The organism is Pseudomonas sp. TR47 (assembly GCF_044143025.1).
GTDB classification, from domain to species: domain Bacteria; phylum Pseudomonadota; class Gammaproteobacteria; order Pseudomonadales; family Pseudomonadaceae; genus Aquipseudomonas; species Aquipseudomonas putida_E.
This window is the reverse complement of the sequence record NZ_JBHFCS010000007.1, coordinates 161,584-177,012: the sequence shown is the minus strand read 5'-3', so window position 1 is coordinate 177,012 and position 15,429 is coordinate 161,584. Positions and strand designations below refer to the sequence as shown.

Below are 15,429 nucleotides of genomic sequence, written 5' to 3'. Positions count from 1 at the left end.
GTCAAAGGCTCCTCATCATGCGCCACAGCACCAGGCAGCCGACCACCTGCAGGGCGAAGGCGAACAGCAGCATCATCTGGCCGCTGCTGTCTTGCCACATGGTCAGCAGGTAGTGCGGATTGGCCATCAGGAAGTAGCCGACCATGCACAGCGGCAAGGCACCCAGGATCATCGCTGTGATGCGGGTTTCGCCGGTCATGGCCTTGAGCTGACGGCTGCCTTGTTCGCGCTCGCGGATCAGCTTGATCAGGTTCTCCATCAGCTCGCTGGTATTGCCGCCGTAGCGCTGGTTGATGCGCAGCCCCATGGCGAACAGACGCAGCTCGTCCTGGTTGTAAAGCTCGGCCAGTTCGTTGACCGCATCGTCCAGCGGCACGCCCAGCTGTACGTTGCGCCGTACCCGGGTCATGGTCGAGCGCAAGGGCTCGCGAGAGCCGTCGATACCACCAAGGACCGCATCATTGAGGGTGCGCCCGGCCTTGAGACTGCGCACGCTGTAGTCCAGCAAAGCGGGCAGTTGTTCGACAAGCTGGTGCACGCGCCGTCGGCATAGCCAACTGAGGGTGAAATAGCCGAGCAGCGGCAGGCCGACCAGCACCATCAGCCCGGCCACCCAACCGGCCCCCAGCAGCGCCACCAGTGCCAGGCCGAGCCAGGCCAGCAGCCAGCGCTGCGGTTGCCAGTCGGTTGCGCCAAGCCCGGCACGTTGCAACAGCGGCTCGAGCCAGGCGCGCCGTGCATTGCCGCTGCGGACCAATTCAAAGGCGCGCCCCAGGCGCTGGAGAATGCGCTGTTCGCTGCGCTTGTACAGGCCCAGGCGAAACAGCATCAGGGAGACGCCCAGCAACAGGGGCGCCAGCGCCAGCAGCAGGGGGCCGGTCATTGCACACCTTCATGGCGCAGTTTGCTGCCCGCGGGGTTCGGCGCCTCACGCAGAAACACGTCGCCGCCGCGGCGGTCGAGGCGGAACAGGGTATTGGTCACATACACGTCGTCACGCACGCCGACCACTTCCAGGATTTCACTGACGCAGCGGCGACCGTCGGGCAGGCGGGTCAGCTGGATCACCACGTCCAGTGCCGCGCAGATCATCTGCCGCAAGGTCTTCTCGGCGATCTGCCGCCCGCTCAGGCCAACCAGGGTTTCCAGGCGCAGCAAGGCGTCCTGCGCGGTGTTGGCGTGCACCGTACTCATCGAGCCGTCGTGGCCAGTGTTCATCGCGGTGAGCACGTCCAGCACCTCGGTGCCGCGGATCTCGCCGAGGATGATACGGTCCGGGCGCATGCGCAGGGCATTGCGGATCAGCTCGCTGGCCTTGATCTCGCCGTGCCCCTCGGCATTTGGCGGGCGGGTTTCCAGGCGTACCACGTGGGGATGGTGCAGTTGCAGTTCGGCGACGTCTTCGATGGTCACCAGGCGCTCGCGCGGGGCGATCATCTGGCTGAGGATGTTCAGCAGGGTGGTCTTGCCGGTGCCGGTGCCGCCGCTGACCAGGATGTTGCAACGCCGACCCACGGCGCGCTCGAGGAAGTCGAAAATGTGCTGGTCGATGGCACGGGTGGCGAGCAGGTCGGCACTTTTGAGCATGTCCTGGCGGAATTTGCGGATCGACAGGCACGGCCCGTCCAGGGCCACGGGTGGAATGATCGCATTGACCCGGCTGCCGTCGGGCAGGCGCGCGTCGACCATCGGCGACGATTCGTCCAGCCTGCGCCCGAGCGGTGCAAGGATGCGCTGCATGACGCGCTCGACGTGTTGGGCATCGATGAAACGCAGGTCGGTCTGTTGCAACTGCCCGGCCCGCTCGACGAACACCCTGTGCGGCCCGTTGACCAGAATCTCGGTGACACTGGCGTCCCGCAGCAGCACCTCCAGCGGCCCGAACCCGGTCAGCTCGTCGACCAGTTCTTCGGCCAGGCGCTCCATTTCGTAGCGTGACATAGCCAGGCGCAGGCGCGCCACGTAATCGCCCACCTGCTCCAGTACAAACTGCGTCAGTGCCGGGCGCGCGCCTTCGAGCAGGTTGCGGCCGCTGTCTTCGATGGCATCGATGGCAAAGCGGTGCAGTGCGCGCTTTAACGCATATGGGTCGCCAGAGGCATGGTTGGGGCCGCCGAAAGGTTGGTCGCCGTTCATTTGCTGCCCCATAGCCGACGCAGCCAGGTAAAGGCCGGTGGCGCAAGGTTTTCCGAACGCTGCGCCAAGCGCTCACCCAGGCCGCGCAGGGCTTGGGTAAGGTTTTCGCGCGGGGCCAGTTCGAACAGGCTCAGGCCCTGGTTTTTCACGTTCAGCCGCACCTCGGGGCTGTCGGGCATGACCTTGAGCAGCGGCAGCGCATAGCGCTTGGCCAGGCTCTCGGCATCCGGGGCGACATTGCCCAGGTAGCGGTCGACCAAGAGGCTGGCATGCTCCAGCTTGATGCCATGATCGCGCCACAGCTCCAGCACTTCGAGGTTGCGCCGGCAGTCGAGGATGTTCTGGTCGGTATAGATGATGAGCTTGTCGCAGTGGCTGATGATGGTGCGCAGGGCTTCGCTGTCGGCATGCCCGGTCAGGTTCACGACGATGTGCTGGAAGTGCTGGCGCAGTGCGCTGAGCAGCATGTACAGCTCGGCGGCACTGGTCTGGCGCAGCGGGTCATCGTTTTCGGCAAAGGTCAGCAGGCGCAGGCCTTTCTTGTCGCGGGTGAAAGCACTGTCGATCAGGGTAGTGTCGAGCCGGCGCAGGTGGCGCAGGGCATCGCCGAAATAGAACGACGCCTCCAGCCCCAGCAGCGCCAGGCTGTCGCCACGTGGCATGCCCAGGTCCAGCAGCAGGGTCTGCTGGCCGCTTTCCTGTACCACCCGCGCCAGGTGCGTGGTCAGCAAAGCGCCGTCGGCACCGGTTTGCACGCCGTACAGCACGGTCAGGCCGCCCAGGCTTGGGTTGTTGGTGACGGTGGGCATGCGCTTGCCCAGCCGCCGGACCAGCCCGGCCACTTCACTGGCCCGTGAGCCGTAGGCGACGAAATCGCGGGCGCCGGCACGCATGGCGTGCAGCACCAGTTGATTGTCCATGCCATCGCCCAGAGCGACGATCGCCAATAGCGGCTTGGCTTCAAGCACGCCCTCGATCAGTGCGCACTGATTGACCAGTTGCTCACGGTCCAGGCCGATGAACACCAGGGTGCTGAAGGTCGCATTGATCAGCGCCAGCAGTTCGTCGAGGCTGCCGCCACTGGCGCCGATCACCTGGCCTTGGGGTGCCAGCGCGCTCTGCAGCCACTGCAGGTCTTCTTCATTGCGGGTGATGCCCAGAAAGGTCTGGTTGAGGCTCTCGTTCATCGTGATAACCCGCTTTGGCCATCGAAGTTGCCGTTTTCCATGAAGAACAGCCGGCCCCAGCTGGGGTCGTAGGTACGCAACCCTTCGCCGGGCAGTTCCGGCAGGCGGGCATTGGCCGCCAGCGGTTGAACCAGGTGCGGGGTGACGATCATCAGCAACTCGGTCTCCTCACGTATCAGGGCCGATTGCCGGAAGAACGCGCCAAGGATCGGCAGGTTGCCCAGCCCGGGGAGCTTGTCCACGGCGGAGCGGGTGTTGTTGCCGACCAGGCCGCTGATGATGAAGCTCTCGCCATCGGCCAGGGAAATGCTGGTATCGGTGCGCCGTATGCTCAGCCCCGGTACGCTTGTGCCGCCAATGGTCACCGCGTTGGTGTAATCCAGCTCGCTGACTTCAGGCGCTACCTTCAGGGTAATGCGGTCGCGGCTGATCACGGTCGGCGTCAGTGCCAGACGCACGCCGAACTCCTTGTACTCGATCGAGAAGTTGTCACTGCCGGCGCTGGGCACCGGGATCGGTATCTCGCCACCGGCCAGGAAGCTTGCAGTCAGGCCGCTGAGCACGGTGAGGCTGGGGCGCGCCAGGGTGTAGGCGAAACCGCTGTTTTCCAGGGCATTGATGGCCGCCAGGAAGCGGCTGCTGCCGCCGCCCCAGACGATGTTGAACACCCCGTCGTTGAGCGGGATCTGTGGCGAGGTGACAGGCACGGCGCCCGGTGTCACCGAAGTGCCTGGCACGGTACCCGGCGATCCGATCAGGCTGTTGTTCGAGCCGCTGAAAAACAGCCGGGCGCCGGCTTCCTTGTACTTGGTGCGGCGCACCTCGACGAAGCGGATATCGGCCTGCACCTGGCTTGGCAACTCCGGATCCAGCGACGGTGGCAGGCCCGTTTCGGCCATGGCGGCGCTGGCCTGGCCTTTGACGAACAGCATGGCCCGGTGTGGCGCCGGTGCGCAGGCTGTCCACAGCATGAGCGTGGTATTGCCCTGGCCCACGGCCGTCACCAGCACGGCGCGGTCACCGCTGGGTTGCACGTCGGCAACCTTGGGGTCGCCGACGGCGGCGCGGGTGATCGCCAGCGGCAAGCGCAATTCTTGCTGCAGGCCTTGGTCGATTTCGATCACTGAAGGCAGCTGGGCAAATGCTTCGCAGCCGTTGCTGGCGGCATGGGCCTTCGGCAGCAGCGCAACCATGAGCAGGGCAAGGCACGCGAGACTGAAGAACCGTTTTGAACTGCAACGCTCGGAACTACGCATACTGCATCCTTGCCTTGTCAGGGGGTCTTGTTGGCGTCCGCGGCCTGTGCGCCACGGATGATCTGCATGCTTGCAACGGCTGCAGCGGTTGAGGCGGTTTTGGCCAATGGCGCCTGGGAAAGCTGGCTGAACCGATAGAGTTCCCGGTTGATGCTTTCTACCTGCGGTTGGCTATCCGCTTGGGCCCAATAGCGGGCCAGCCGCTGCTCGGCGGCACTGCGCACGGCCAGGCGCAGGGTGCCGACCTGGGCTGCCAGCATCAGGCGGCTGGCCAAGGCTTCAGGGACAGCCAGCACCACGGTGCGGGTGCTTGCGAGGTTGCCTGGGGTCGCCTGCTCGCGTCGGGCCTTGAGCTCCTCGGCGGTCAGTGCCGGGCGGCCGTCATTGGTAACGCCCATCTGTTCCCCGACGCTCAGCACGCGCAGGGCCGGCAGCACGACCTGGGCAGAAGACTGCGGGTTGTTGGCCTCTTCGCGCAGGTACAGCAGCACGTCGACAAAATCACCCGGGTACAGTTGCCCGGCGGCGCCGACCACGTCGTCCACGCCTACCGCAACGGCCCGCTCGTGGGCACGGATCATCCGTGCCAGCGGTCCGCCGGGCTGGAAGCTCGACTCGTCCAGCCAGCTACCTGCGGCCAGTGGCCTGGCGCTGCTGCGTCCGATCACTTGGTCCACTTGCTGGAAGGCACCGGCAGGGACTACCTGCAAGCGCTCGAGCAGCACGTCGTCTGCGGTCAAGGGCGTATTGGCCGGCAGCGCCTTGCGCAGCACGACGATGGGGAAGCGCTGCGGCTCGGGCGGTTGCGGGGTGGGCGCTGCAACCACCGCAGGCGGCTGCTCGGCGATGGGGGCTACCGGCTGGGGTGGTGCAGGGGGGCGGCTGAGCACGACCCCCCAGTATCCCGCGAGCAGTGCGCCGAGCAGGAAAAGGGCAGCCAGAATCATGGTCAAGCGACTGCTCATGGCTGGCCTCCGTGCACGCGTCGGGTGGTGGCAAAAAGTCACTATTTCGCTATTGCACGGTAGCCCACCCATCGCCATTCGCCATTAGGCGCTCGGCTTTTTTTGTAGCCAGAACGTAAACCCAATTAAAACAGTCAGTTGTTGAGATAAAAGGATCTAATGCTTTTGGATTATCACCTGATGACTAATGCTTTTTTATATTTGCAGACGGCTCCAGCTTGGCAATCCTTTGATGGCAAACAGGCGTCACTTTGACACCATTGTCGCCGGCGAGTTCGCCGCAAGGAGCTGGTCATGTTGCTGAAACAGGTCATCCTTCACTGCAAGCAATTCCTGCATCGCAAGGACGGTGCCTCGGGTATCGAGTACGCGGTCATCGCGGCGATGGTGGCGGTGGTATTGGCCGGGTTCGTTCCCGGGATCTCCGGCAACATCAGTACCATGTTCACCGCAATCCAGACGGCCCTGAACTAGACCAATAACAGGCGATGTTTCGTCGGACCGGATCAACAGGAGCCGCACATGCAGAACTCTCCCTCGCGTCAGCAGATTCTTCTGGTCGATGACGAGGAAGAGCACCTGCTTGAGTTGGCCGAACTCCTCGACAACGAGGGGTACTACTGCCACACGGCAGGCTCGGTGAAAGCTGCCCTGCAACTGCTCACCCGTTATCCGGACGTTGCCTTGGTCATCACTGATCTACGCATGCCGGAAGAAAGCGGCATTGGTTTGATCCAGCGCCTGCGCGACCATACGGCCCGGCAGCATTTGCCGGTGATCGTCATGTCGGGGCACGCCGGTGCGCAAGACCTCAGCGACCTGCTGCGTCTGCAGCTGCTGGATTTCTTCCGCAAGCCCATTTATTACGCACGGTTGCTGGAGACACTGGACAACCTGTTCCCGCAACCACTGTTGCAGGTTGCCAAGTACTGACTCAACTGGACGAAGGTGAAAACGAAAACGCCCGGCACATGGCCGGGCGTTTTTGCTTACTGGCAAGGGTCAGGCGTCGGGATCGCTCAGTTCCAGTACGCCGCGCTTGCTGCGCAGCTTGCCGTAGAAATGATCCAGCGCATTGTTCAGCTTGCTGGCGGCACCATCCACCGCCTGGTCCAGCGAAGCGGCGGTATGGGTCACGGAAATCGGTTGATGGCCTTTGGGGCGAGCCTCCATCTGGCAGCGTTTGTCATGCGGCCCGGGCTTGGCGCCGTTCTCGTCGCGCAGGTGCACCTCGATGCGGGTGAGGTCCTCCTCGTAACGTTCGAGTGTGGTTTGCAGCGTACTGCGGACCCACTCGTTGAGACGGATGTTGCCTTCGATATGGTTGCTGCTGTTGACCTGGATTTGCATGATTCAATCCTTATTCAGCTTGCTCGCATGGAGGCGTGCCTAGGCCCTTGAGGCCCTTGGAAATTCTTCGCCTCTTGACTCTAAGGTCAGGCAACCGAAGCCTGAATTCAAGCCCTTCGTGAAAATAAATTTTCTGTTGCAATTAACCCCGCAGAGGCTACCGGGCAGCCCTTTGACGACATAAGACCGGTTAAAAACCCAAAGTCTTTCAGACTTTGCTTATGCGAATTGAAATCATTACTATTGCAGCCCCCAGAGTTTCCCGGACCTCCGCCATGAAGCGCAATGCCGCCGGACTGCCCCTCAGCTACCGCCTGGCCGTGACCTCACGCTGCCTGGCAGCGGTGCTGGGTGGGTACCTGCTGGCGTCCATGGCCAGTGTCTGCATCACCTTGCTGGTGCCGTTGGCGCAAGTCGACGCGGCCATGACCGGCATGATGCTGTCGTTCGTTTTCTACCTGTTGGCCTTCATCTGGTGCTTTGCCTGCCGCAGCGCCTGGCATGCCTGGCTCGGCGTGTTGCTGCCGAGCCTGCTGCTGGGGCTGATCAACGGGCTGGCCTATTGGATGAAGAACCCATGAAGGACGGTTTCCGCCAGGCGATGGCCTGGCTGCACACCTGGACCGGGCTGATTTTCGGCTGGCTGCTTTTCGCAATTTTCCTGACCGGCACACTGTCGTATTTCAAGGAAGAGATCAGCCACTGGGCACAGCCCGAAGTCCGCCGCCACGCGCTCGACCCGGTGGCCAGCCTGGGCCTGGCCCAGCGCTACCTGGAGGCCAACGCGGCGCACTCGGGCAACTGGATGATCCGCTTGCCCAGCGAGCGCGAAGCCGCGTTGAGCGTCGGCTGGCGTGACCCTGCCGGCGGGCGCCGTGGCTTTGTCAGCAAGCAACTCGACGCCCAGACCGGGCAGCCAGTAGAGGCCCGTGACAGCCGCGGCGGCGAGTTCTTCTACCGCTTCCACTTCCAGCTGCAGATGCCCCACCCCTGGGGGCGCTGGCTGGCGACCTTCTGCGCGTTCATCATGTTGCTTGGCCTGGTCACCGGGATCATCACCCACAAGAAGATCTTCAAGGAGTTCTTCACCTTCCGCCCCGGCAAGGGCCAGCGCTCGTGGCTGGATGGGCACAACGCAATCGGTGTGCTGGTGTTGCCGTTCCATCTGATGATCAGTTACAGCAGCCTGGTGATCTTCATGTACATGGTGATGCCGGCCAGCATCATGGCCAGCTATGGCGGCACTACCAACGGCTACTTCAACGACCTGTTCGGCCCAGAGGAGGTGCCCAAGGTGGCCAACGTCGCTGCGCCACTGGTGCCGTTGGCCGGCTTGTACGCCAAGGTTCAGGCGCAGGTCCCCGGTGCCCGCATGGGTTACATCCAGGTGCACAACCCGGGCGACCGCAACGCTCGCGTGAGCTTCGCCCGGGCTTCGGCCGACAACATCGCCTACAAGCGCAGCGCCAACTGGATGTTCGACGGCAGCACGGGCGAGCTGCTGAGCCAGGGGGCACCGGAAAGCGCTGCGATGATGACTTCGTTCAGCTTCGTCGGCCTGCACATGGGCAACTTCGCCGGGCCCTGGTTGCGCTGGCTGTACTTCGTGTTCGGGGTGGCGGGTACTGCGGTCATCGGTACGGGCCTGGTGATGTGGCTTGGCAAGCGCCAGCTCAAGCATGCCAAGCGCGAACGCATGCCCGCTGAGTTGCGCCTGGTCGAGGTGCTCAACATCGCCAGCATGAGTGGCCTGCTGCTCGCGGTGGCCGGCTTTTTCTGGGCCAACCGCTTGCTGCCTGTGGCGCTGCAAGGGCGGGCGGGCTGGGAGGTGAACACGTTCTTCGTGGCCTGGCTGTTGTCGCTGGTACATGCCGTGCTGCGCCCCGGGCGCCGAGCCTGGGGCGAGCAGCTTGGGTTGGGCGCGCTGGCCTTCGCGCTGCTGCCTTTGCTCAATGCGCTGACCACCGGCCAGGGGCTGAACCACAGCGTAGCCGCCGGCGACTGGGCGATGGCGGGCCTGGACCTCACGGCATTGGGCACCGGTCTTTTCCTGGCCTGGGCCGCAGGCAAGATGCTGCGTGCTCCGAAGGCTGTGGCCAAGCGTGAGCCCCGGGTGTCAAAGGCAGCGGCTGAAACGCTCGAGGTGAACGGATGCTGAGCGTCGCCCTGATCGGTTTTGCCGGGTTCGCCGCCTTGTGCCTGGCGATGGAAAAGCACTTCAGCGACCTGCTCGGGCGCAAGCCTGCTATCGGCCAGTTGCGTGGTCTGCGCATTGCGGGCTGGTCGTTGCTGCTGGCATCGCTGTTGCTATCGCTGCACTTGCGCGGGTGGGCCCATGGCTTGGTTGAGTGGGTCGCTGTGTTGATGGCCGGGGTGACCCTGTGGGTCTTCGCCTTGCCTTACCAGCCGCGCCTGTTGCTGGGGCTGGCGGCGACCAGCCTGGTACTGGGCCCACTGCTGGTCATATCTGGCGGGTGATGCCTTGATCGAACCTGACAGCGACAGTACGCGCGCACGTTTCGTCCAGGTCTTCATGGCCCAGCGCGCACGCATGGAAGCCCTGGTCAGCCGTCGGGTAGGCTGCCGCGCCACTGCATCGGACCTGGTGCAGGAGCTGTTCTTGCGCTTCTGGCGCCGCCCCGAGGTCAAGGTCGAGGCGCTGGATACCTACCTGCTGCGCTGCGCCGGCAACCTGGCCATCGACCATCTGCGCAGCGAAGGCAGCCGCGAACGCATCGCCGAAGCTTCGCTGCAACTGGATGAGTGCTCGGCCCAGGCACCGGAGCAGGCCCTTGAGGTAGACCATGACCTGCAGCGCATCGAAGCGGCGCTGCGCGCCCTGCCCGAGCGCACCCGGCAGATCTTTTTGCTCAACCGAATACACGGCTGCAAGTACGGCGAAATCGCCAAGGCCATGCAGCTGTCCCAGAGCGCCGTGGAAAAGCATATGATGCGCGCCCTCCAAGCGTGCAAGGCCAGTGTTGCCGAACCCGCGACCCCGATGCGCAGGCCAGGGAGCGCCCGTCGATGAGCCATTCAGACTTGACCACCGCCGACCCGTCGCACGCTGCACTGCATTGGCTGGCCAGGATCAACGAGCAGCCTGAGGTAGCGCACAGTGCGGCGTTCAAGCGCTGGTTGCTGGCCGACCCCAGGCACCGTGAGGCCTATGCCCAGGCCCAGGCGCTGTGGCACAAGAGTGCGGCACCCGCGGCACGCCTGGCCGAGGAAGAACACGCAGACCTGCAACGATACCTGGATGCTATGGCCAAGGCGCCTGCCCCGCCTCGCTGGCGGCGCGCCCGCGCACTGGCCGTAGCGGCCTGCCTGGTGCTGGCCGTGGGCGTTGCCGGGGGCTGGCATCCGGGGTACTGGCTGCAGGACCTGCAGGCCGACTTCAGCAGCACAGACGCCATTCGCCAGGTGACGCTGGCTGACCAGTCGCAGGTGACGCTGGATGCGGGCAGTGCCATTGCTGTCGATTTCCAGCAGGGGCAGCGCCATGTGCGGCTGTTGCATGGCGCTGCATTCTTCAAGGTCACGCACACCGGTGACCCGTTTGTAGTACAGGCGGCGGGGGGGCAGGTGCGGGTGCTGGGCACCGAGTTCGAAGTGCGTGAGCAGGCCGAGGGGGCACAGGTCACGGTGCGCAACGGTCGGGTGGCGGTCACGCCGGCTCAGGGGCAGGCCGCCCGTGAGCTGACGGCCAACCAGCAACTGGCCTATGCCAGAGGCCGGGCCGGTGAGACGGCGAGTGTGGACAGCGACAGAAGTCTGGCCTGGCGCCAGGGCTGGGTCAATTACTACCAGGTGCCATTGGCGCAGGTGGTCGAGGACCTGGGGCGCTATTACCCGGGGCGGATCGTGCTGCTCGACGGCGAGTTGGGGCAGCGCAAGGTCAGCGGCAGTTTCCCGGTGCGCGAGCCACTGGCGGCACTGGATTCGCTGGGCAAGGTGATGGGGTTCTCGCGGCAGACGGTTTTCGGCCGGTTGACCGTTATCCGTTAAGCGGCGGCACTGGAAAAATAATTTTCAAAAGCGGATGAGGTAACAGGACGTGACATCCGTGTAATGAGTGGAAGTGCGATTCATTCGCAGTCATCACCCTCTCACAGGTCAGCGTCCATGAAGTTCACCCACCGTTGCGTCCCTCTCTGGCTAGGTTTCTCTGCGCTTTCGGCCTTGGCTGCTGCCCCTTGTGTCCTTGCCGCCGAGCAGCTTGAACTGCACCGGTTCGCCCAGCCGAGCCAGCCCTTGCCCCAGGCGCTCAATGCCTTCAGCCGCGCCACCGGCCAGAGCGTGGTCTACACCTTGGAACTGCCTGCCGTGCAGGCACCGGCCCTGCAGGGTACGTTCAGTGCCGAACAGGCGCTGCAGCGATTGCTGGGCAACGCTGGCCTGACGTGGCGCCGGGTCGATGCCCGCACCCTGACGCTTGAACCGGTGGACACCTCCGGTGCGCTCAACCTGCAGGCCACCACGGTGACCTCGCAGATGGACACCTACAGCTACCAGCCGCCGGCCAGCGCCTCGATCATGCGTGGCCAAGGCCCGTCCCAGGACATCCCCCAAGCCATCAACGTGGTCCCTGCCCAGGTCATCCGCGACCAGGCCCCGCGCAACCTGGATGACGCCCTGGCCAATGTCAGCGGCATCACCCAGGGCAACAATTTCGGTGGCACCTCCGACACGGTGATGAAGCGCGGCTTCGGTGACAACCGCGACGGTTCGATCATGCGCGATGGCATGCCCGTCGTGCAGGGGCGCAGCCTCAATGCGAACACCGAGCGGGTCGAGGTGCTCAAGGGCCCGGCTTCGCTGCTGTATGGCATCCAGGACCCGGGCGGGGTGATCAACGTGGTCAGCAAGCGCCCGCAATTGCAGCAGTACAACGCCCTGACCGTGCGCGGCTCGACCTACGGCAGCGGCAAGAACGGCAGCGGCGGTGGGTTCGACAGCACCGGGGCACTGGGCGACAGCAACTTCGCCTACCGTTTGATCGTCGATCATGAGGACGAGGATTACTGGCGCAACTATGGCGTGCACCGCGAATCGCTGGTGGCGCCGTCGCTGGCCTGGCTGGGCGAGGACACCCAAGTGGTGCTGGCTTATGAGCACCGCGAGTTTCTCTACCCGTTCGACCGGGGCACTGCGTTCGGCAGCAACGGCCACCCGCTGGACATTCCGGCCACGCGCCGCCTGGATGAACCCTTCAACGATATGGAAGGCCGCTCCGACCTGTATCGCCTTGAGGTCGACCACCAGTTGGCCGACGATTGGAAACTGCACGCTGGCTACAGCTTCAACCGCGAGACTTACGACGCAAGCCAAGTGCGCGTGACCGGCGTCAACGAAGCCAAGGGCACGCTCACGCGCAGCATCGATGGCACCCACAACGCCATGAGCCGCGACCAGTTCGCGACCCTCAGCCTCAATGGCAACGTCGAGCTGGCCGGAATGCAGCATGACCTGCTCATTGGCATTGATCACGAAGACCGCAAGGTCTTTCGCGGCGACCTGATTCGCCAGACCGCTCAGTCCACCTTCAGTTATGTGAACCCGGTCTATGGCCAGGAAGTGGAGGGCAGTACGGTGCGCGCCAGCGACAGCGATCAGACCGACAAGCTGCGCACCGAGGCGCTGTTCCTGCAGGACGCACTGCACCTGGACGAGCACTGGATACTGGTGGCCGGCGCCCGCTTTCAGCAGTACGACCAGTACGCCGGCCGCGGCCGGCCGTTCAAGGCCAATACCGACACCAGCGGCCAGGCCTGGGTACCGCATGCCGGCATCGTCTACAAGGTCGATGAGCAGTTGTCGTTCTATGGCAGTTACAGCGAGTCGTTCAAACCCAACTCCAGCATTGCCCCGCTGACCGGCGGTGTGGTGCTGGATTCGTCGATTGCGCCGGAAGAGGGCAAGTCGTGGGAGCTGGGGGCCAAGCTCGACATGCCTGGCAGCCTGACCGGCACCCTGGCGCTGTTCGACATCACCAAGCGCAACGTGCTGGTCTCCAACTTCGACAGCGGTACCGGCGAGACGGTCTACAGCAATGCGGGCGAGGTCAGTTCAAGGGGGGTGGAGCTTGACCTGACCGGACAGCTCAGTGAGCGTTGGAGCCTGATCGGCAGCTATGCCTTTACCGACGCCAAGGTGACCAAGGACCCGGACCTCGAGGGTAACCGCCTGCAGAACGTGGCCAGGCACAGTGGCTCATTGTCGGCGGTGTACGACTTCGGCAGCCTGTTCGGTGGCGACCGTTTGCGTTTCGGTGCCGGAGCCCGTCATGTCGGCGAGCGCCCGGGCAATTCGACCAACACCTTCGACTTGCCCAGCTACACCGTTGCCGATGCTTTCGCCACGTACGAGACCCGGCTCGACGAGCACAATGTGCGCCTGCAACTGAACGTGAAGAACCTGTTCGACAAGGTTTACTACAGCTCGGCGGTGAACCAGTACTTCGTTGCCATAGGTGATGCGCGCCAGGTGAGCCTGTCGAGTACCTTCGAGTTCTAGTGGCTGAAGGCGGCGCGATAGTCGCCAGGTGTCGCGCCGACTGCCTGGCGAAAGCGGTTGCTGAAATGGCTGGCACTGGCGAACCCGCACAGCAATGCAATGTCTCCCAATGGCAGCTGGCCCAGGCGCAGCAGCTGGCAGGCCCGATGCAGCCGGCGGGCCAGCAGGTACTGGTGTGGCGGCAAGCCGAAGCTGGTGCGGAACATGCGTGCGAAGTGATACTCGGAGAGGTTGCAACGCACGGCCAACTCACCGAGGGTGATGGGCTGATCCAGGTGTGTCTCGATGTATTCCACCAGTTGCCGGCGCAGGTTCGGTGCCAACCCGCCTTTGAGGCGTAACCCCTGGCGCAGCCCTACCTGGCTGAGCACGGCGTGATCGACGATCTCGTGTGCCAGGCTGCTGGCCAGCAAGCGCTCGCCTGGCTCTTCCCAGGCCAGGCTGATCAACTGGCGAAAACGCACCGACTGCCGTGGGTCGTCGAGAAATGTCGCTTCCTGCAGTTGCATCTCCCGCGGTTCCCGGTCGAGCAGGCGCACGCAGCCCAGGGCGAATTGCACCTCGCTGATGTACAGGTGCGCCAGGCGGATCTGCCCATTGACCACCCAGTTGGACTCGTGGCCGGCCGGCATGATGCACAATTTGTCCGGCGCCCCTTTGTCGGCTGGGCGCTGGCGGCGAAAGGTGCCGGTGCCGTGGGCGATGTAGCACGACAGCGTGTGGTGGCTGGGCGCCTGATAGTCGCGGGCATCGTCACGGTTGCTCCATAGCGCCGCCGCCAGCCCGTCGCCCAGGTGCGCGCTCAGTTCCAGCCTCGCGTGGGGCGAGGCATGCATGGCGTTGAACACGTGCAACTGGGTCAGTGGGGTCATGAGCGTTTCCTCTGTCGCCATCGTACTGCCGATGCGCCGAGGTGGCAGCTCCCTGAATGCTGAAAAGCGCAAGTTTGTGCAAGCGCACTTCACTGGCCGCAGAGAACACTGATGGCCCTGGCGAGGGCTGCGCCCTCGATCGCCGGCAAGCCAGCTCCCACAGGTTGGCCGCATGGTGCCCACCGCAATGCATGGTCGTATGCCTAAGGAACCCCCATGAACCTTTCCCTGTACCTGCTCACTGTCCTGATCTGGGGAACCACCTGGATCGCCCTGAAACTGCAATTGGGTGAAGTGGCCATCCCGGTTTCGATCGTCTACCGCTTTGCCTTGGCCGGCCTGATTCTGTTCGCCATCCTGCTGCTCACCCGCCGCCTGCAGCCGATGAATCGGCGCGGTCATCTGCTGTGCCTGGCGCAGGGCCTGTGCCTGTTCTGCGTCAATTTCATGTGTTTCCTCACCGCCAGCCAGTGGATCGCCAGTGGCTTGATCGCCGTGGTGTTTTCCACTGCAACACTGTGGAATGCGCTGAACGCGCGCCTCTTTTTCGGCCAGAGGGTTGCCAGCAACGTACTCGGTGGCGGCGCGCTTGGCCTTTTGGGGTTGGGGCTGCTGTTCTGGCCGGAGCTGTCGCACCATGCGGCAAACCGCGAAACGCTCTATGGTCTCGGCCTGGCCTTGCTCGGTACGTTGTGCTTTTCGGCAGGCAACATGCTGTCGAGCATGCAGCAGAAAGCTGGCCTCAAGCCCATGACCACCAATGCCTGGGGCATGGTCTATGGCGCCGCGATGCTGGCCGTGTATTGCCTGATCAGCGGTATTCCATTTGCGATGGAGTGGAACACGCGCTATGTCGGCTCGCTGCTGTACCTGGTGATACCGGGTTCAGTGATCGGTTTCACCGCGTACCTGACGTTGGTCGGGCGCATGGGCCCGGAGCGGGCTGCGTATTGCACGGTGCTGTTCCCGCTGGTGGCGCTGAACGTGTCGGCGTTTGCCGAGGGCTATCAATGGACAGCCCCCGCTTTGCTCGGGCTGGTCGCTGTCATGGCGGGTAATGTGTTGGTGTTCCGCAAGCCCAAACCCACGCTGGCAGGTGCTCTGGCACGTTGAGCGCTGCGCAGCAACTGACATAAATGCCAGGTGT

16 protein-coding genes are annotated in these 15,429 nt (G+C 63.9%); 9 read left to right on the top strand and 7 right to left on the bottom strand.

Annotation, left to right across the window (positions count from 1 at the left end):
* Position 1 precedes the first annotated feature (1 nt).
* Genes ACEWE8_RS10450 through cpaB form a run of 5 tightly spaced genes read right to left on the bottom strand, consistent with a single transcriptional unit; the run spans position 2 to position 5,544 of the window.
* Positions 2–883 (bottom strand): type II secretion system F family protein, encoded by an 882-nt coding sequence (locus tag ACEWE8_RS10450; protein WP_046784781.1) that lies wholly within the window; start codon positions 881–883, stop codon positions 2–4.
* Complete coding sequence (locus ACEWE8_RS10445) at positions 880–2,136, bottom strand: CpaF family protein (RefSeq protein ID WP_046784782.1); 1,257 nt, start codon at positions 2,134–2,136, stop codon at positions 880–882. Before ACEWE8_RS10445 ends, ACEWE8_RS10450 begins: the two co-directional genes overlap by 4 nt.
* Positions 2,133–3,323, bottom strand: coding sequence for a pilus assembly protein (locus tag ACEWE8_RS10440; protein WP_046784783.1), 1,191 nt, complete (start codon positions 3,321–3,323; stop codon positions 2,133–2,135). The genes ACEWE8_RS10445 and ACEWE8_RS10440 overlap by 4 nt, the downstream gene beginning before the upstream one ends.
* Positions 3,320–4,579: a type II and III secretion system protein family protein gene (locus tag ACEWE8_RS10435; RefSeq protein ID WP_046784784.1), complete on the bottom strand. Its 1,260-nt coding sequence runs from the start codon at positions 4,577–4,579 to the stop codon at positions 3,320–3,322. Before ACEWE8_RS10435 ends, ACEWE8_RS10440 begins: the two co-directional genes overlap by 4 nt.
* A 17-nt stretch (positions 4,580–4,596) precedes the next feature.
* The gene (cpaB, locus tag ACEWE8_RS10430) at positions 4,597–5,544 is read right to left on the bottom strand and encodes a Flp pilus assembly protein CpaB (RefSeq protein WP_046784785.1); all 948 of its coding nucleotides are present in this window, start codon (positions 5,542–5,544) and stop codon (positions 4,597–4,599) included.
* A gap of 294 nt (positions 5,545–5,838) precedes the next feature.
* On the opposite strand from cpaB, the gene ACEWE8_RS10425 reads away from it, so the two are divergent.
* Both ACEWE8_RS10425 and ACEWE8_RS10420 read left to right on the top strand, forming a co-directional pair.
* Positions 5,839–6,018 (top strand): Flp family type IVb pilin, encoded by a 180-nt coding sequence (locus ACEWE8_RS10425; RefSeq protein WP_046784786.1) that lies wholly within the window; start codon positions 5,839–5,841, stop codon positions 6,016–6,018.
* A gap of 48 nt (positions 6,019–6,066) precedes the next feature.
* The gene (locus ACEWE8_RS10420) at positions 6,067–6,477 is read left to right on the top strand and encodes a response regulator (protein WP_046784787.1); all 411 of its coding nucleotides are present in this window, start codon (positions 6,067–6,069) and stop codon (positions 6,475–6,477) included.
* A 69-nt stretch (positions 6,478–6,546) separates the two neighbouring features.
* Here the strand turns inward: ACEWE8_RS10420 and ACEWE8_RS10415 are convergent, their stop codons facing one another.
* Positions 6,547–6,894 (bottom strand): HPF/RaiA family ribosome-associated protein, encoded by a 348-nt coding sequence (locus tag ACEWE8_RS10415; RefSeq protein ID WP_012312780.1) that lies wholly within the window; start codon positions 6,892–6,894, stop codon positions 6,547–6,549.
* A gap of 275 nt (positions 6,895–7,169) precedes the next feature.
* Here ACEWE8_RS10415 and ACEWE8_RS10410 point away from each other — a divergent pair, with 275 nt between their 5' ends.
* The 6 genes from ACEWE8_RS10410 (at position 7,170) to ACEWE8_RS10385 (ending at position 13,410) form a co-directional block, all read left to right on the top strand.
* Entirely contained in the window at positions 7,170–7,475 is a 306-nt protein-coding gene (locus ACEWE8_RS10410) for a DUF3649 domain-containing protein (protein WP_046784788.1), read from the top strand.
* Positions 7,472–9,052, top strand: a complete 1,581-nt coding sequence (locus tag ACEWE8_RS10405) for a PepSY domain-containing protein (protein WP_046784789.1) — start codon at positions 7,472–7,474, stop codon at positions 9,050–9,052. Before ACEWE8_RS10410 ends, ACEWE8_RS10405 begins: the two co-directional genes overlap by 4 nt.
* Entirely contained in the window at positions 9,046–9,372 is a 327-nt protein-coding gene (locus tag ACEWE8_RS10400; RefSeq protein WP_046784790.1) for a DUF3325 domain-containing protein, read from the top strand. Before ACEWE8_RS10405 ends, ACEWE8_RS10400 begins: the two co-directional genes overlap by 7 nt.
* 55 nt (positions 9,373–9,427) lie before the next feature.
* A complete protein-coding gene (locus tag ACEWE8_RS10395) occupies positions 9,428–9,925 on the top strand; it encodes an RNA polymerase sigma factor (protein ID WP_223255085.1) in 498 nt (165 codons plus the stop codon).
* Positions 9,922–10,902, top strand: a complete 981-nt coding sequence (locus ACEWE8_RS10390) for a FecR domain-containing protein (protein ID WP_046784792.1) — start codon at positions 9,922–9,924, stop codon at positions 10,900–10,902. Before ACEWE8_RS10395 ends, ACEWE8_RS10390 begins: the two co-directional genes overlap by 4 nt.
* 117 nt (positions 10,903–11,019) lie before the next feature.
* Positions 11,020–13,410, top strand: a complete 2,391-nt coding sequence (locus tag ACEWE8_RS10385; protein WP_046784793.1) for a TonB-dependent receptor — start codon at positions 11,020–11,022, stop codon at positions 13,408–13,410.
* Here the strand turns inward: ACEWE8_RS10385 and ACEWE8_RS10380 are convergent.
* Positions 13,407–14,282: an AraC family transcriptional regulator gene (locus ACEWE8_RS10380; protein WP_046784794.1), complete on the bottom strand. Its 876-nt coding sequence runs from the start codon at positions 14,280–14,282 to the stop codon at positions 13,407–13,409. The genes ACEWE8_RS10385 and ACEWE8_RS10380 overlap by 4 nt on opposite strands.
* A 216-nt stretch (positions 14,283–14,498) precedes the next feature.
* On the opposite strand from ACEWE8_RS10380, the gene ACEWE8_RS10375 reads away from it, so the two are divergent.
* Positions 14,499–15,395 carry a DMT family transporter gene (locus tag ACEWE8_RS10375; RefSeq protein WP_046784795.1) on the top strand — a complete coding sequence of 299 codons (897 nt, stop codon included), beginning with the start codon at positions 14,499–14,501 and terminating at the stop codon, positions 15,393–15,395.
* Positions 15,396–15,429: the final 34 nt, after the last annotated feature.

Bases quoted from the DNA above. Each gene is read 5' to 3' on its own strand.
- ACEWE8_RS10450 (WP_046784781.1), bottom strand. From the start codon at position 883: ATGACCGGCCCCCTGCTGCTGGCGCTGGCGCCCCTGTTGCTGGGCGTC.
- ACEWE8_RS10445 (WP_046784782.1), bottom strand. From the start codon at position 2,136: ATGAACGGCGACCAACCTTTCGGCGGCCCCAACCATGCCTCTGGCGAC.
- ACEWE8_RS10440 (WP_046784783.1), bottom strand. From the start codon at position 3,323: ATGAACGAGAGCCTCAACCAGACCTTTCTGGGCATCACCCGCAATGAA.
- ACEWE8_RS10435 (WP_046784784.1), bottom strand. From the start codon at position 4,579: ATGCGTAGTTCCGAGCGTTGCAGTTCAAAACGGTTCTTCAGTCTCGCG.
- cpaB (WP_046784785.1), bottom strand. From the start codon at position 5,544: ATGAGCAGTCGCTTGACCATGATTCTGGCTGCCCTTTTCCTGCTCGGC.
- ACEWE8_RS10425 (WP_046784786.1), top strand. From the start codon at position 5,839: ATGTTGCTGAAACAGGTCATCCTTCACTGCAAGCAATTCCTGCATCGC.
- ACEWE8_RS10420 (WP_046784787.1), top strand. From the start codon at position 6,067: ATGCAGAACTCTCCCTCGCGTCAGCAGATTCTTCTGGTCGATGACGAG.
- ACEWE8_RS10415 (WP_012312780.1), bottom strand. From the start codon at position 6,894: ATGCAAATCCAGGTCAACAGCAGCAACCATATCGAAGGCAACATCCGT.
- ACEWE8_RS10410 (WP_046784788.1), top strand. From the start codon at position 7,170: ATGAAGCGCAATGCCGCCGGACTGCCCCTCAGCTACCGCCTGGCCGTG.
- ACEWE8_RS10405 (WP_046784789.1), top strand. From the start codon at position 7,472: ATGAAGGACGGTTTCCGCCAGGCGATGGCCTGGCTGCACACCTGGACC.
- ACEWE8_RS10400 (WP_046784790.1), top strand. From the start codon at position 9,046: ATGCTGAGCGTCGCCCTGATCGGTTTTGCCGGGTTCGCCGCCTTGTGC.
- ACEWE8_RS10395 (WP_223255085.1), top strand. From the start codon at position 9,428: ATGGCCCAGCGCGCACGCATGGAAGCCCTGGTCAGCCGTCGGGTAGGC.
- ACEWE8_RS10390 (WP_046784792.1), top strand. From the start codon at position 9,922: ATGAGCCATTCAGACTTGACCACCGCCGACCCGTCGCACGCTGCACTG.
- ACEWE8_RS10385 (WP_046784793.1), top strand. From the start codon at position 11,020: ATGAAGTTCACCCACCGTTGCGTCCCTCTCTGGCTAGGTTTCTCTGCG.
- ACEWE8_RS10380 (WP_046784794.1), bottom strand. From the start codon at position 14,282: ATGACCCCACTGACCCAGTTGCACGTGTTCAACGCCATGCATGCCTCG.
- ACEWE8_RS10375 (WP_046784795.1), top strand. From the start codon at position 14,499: ATGAACCTTTCCCTGTACCTGCTCACTGTCCTGATCTGGGGAACCACC.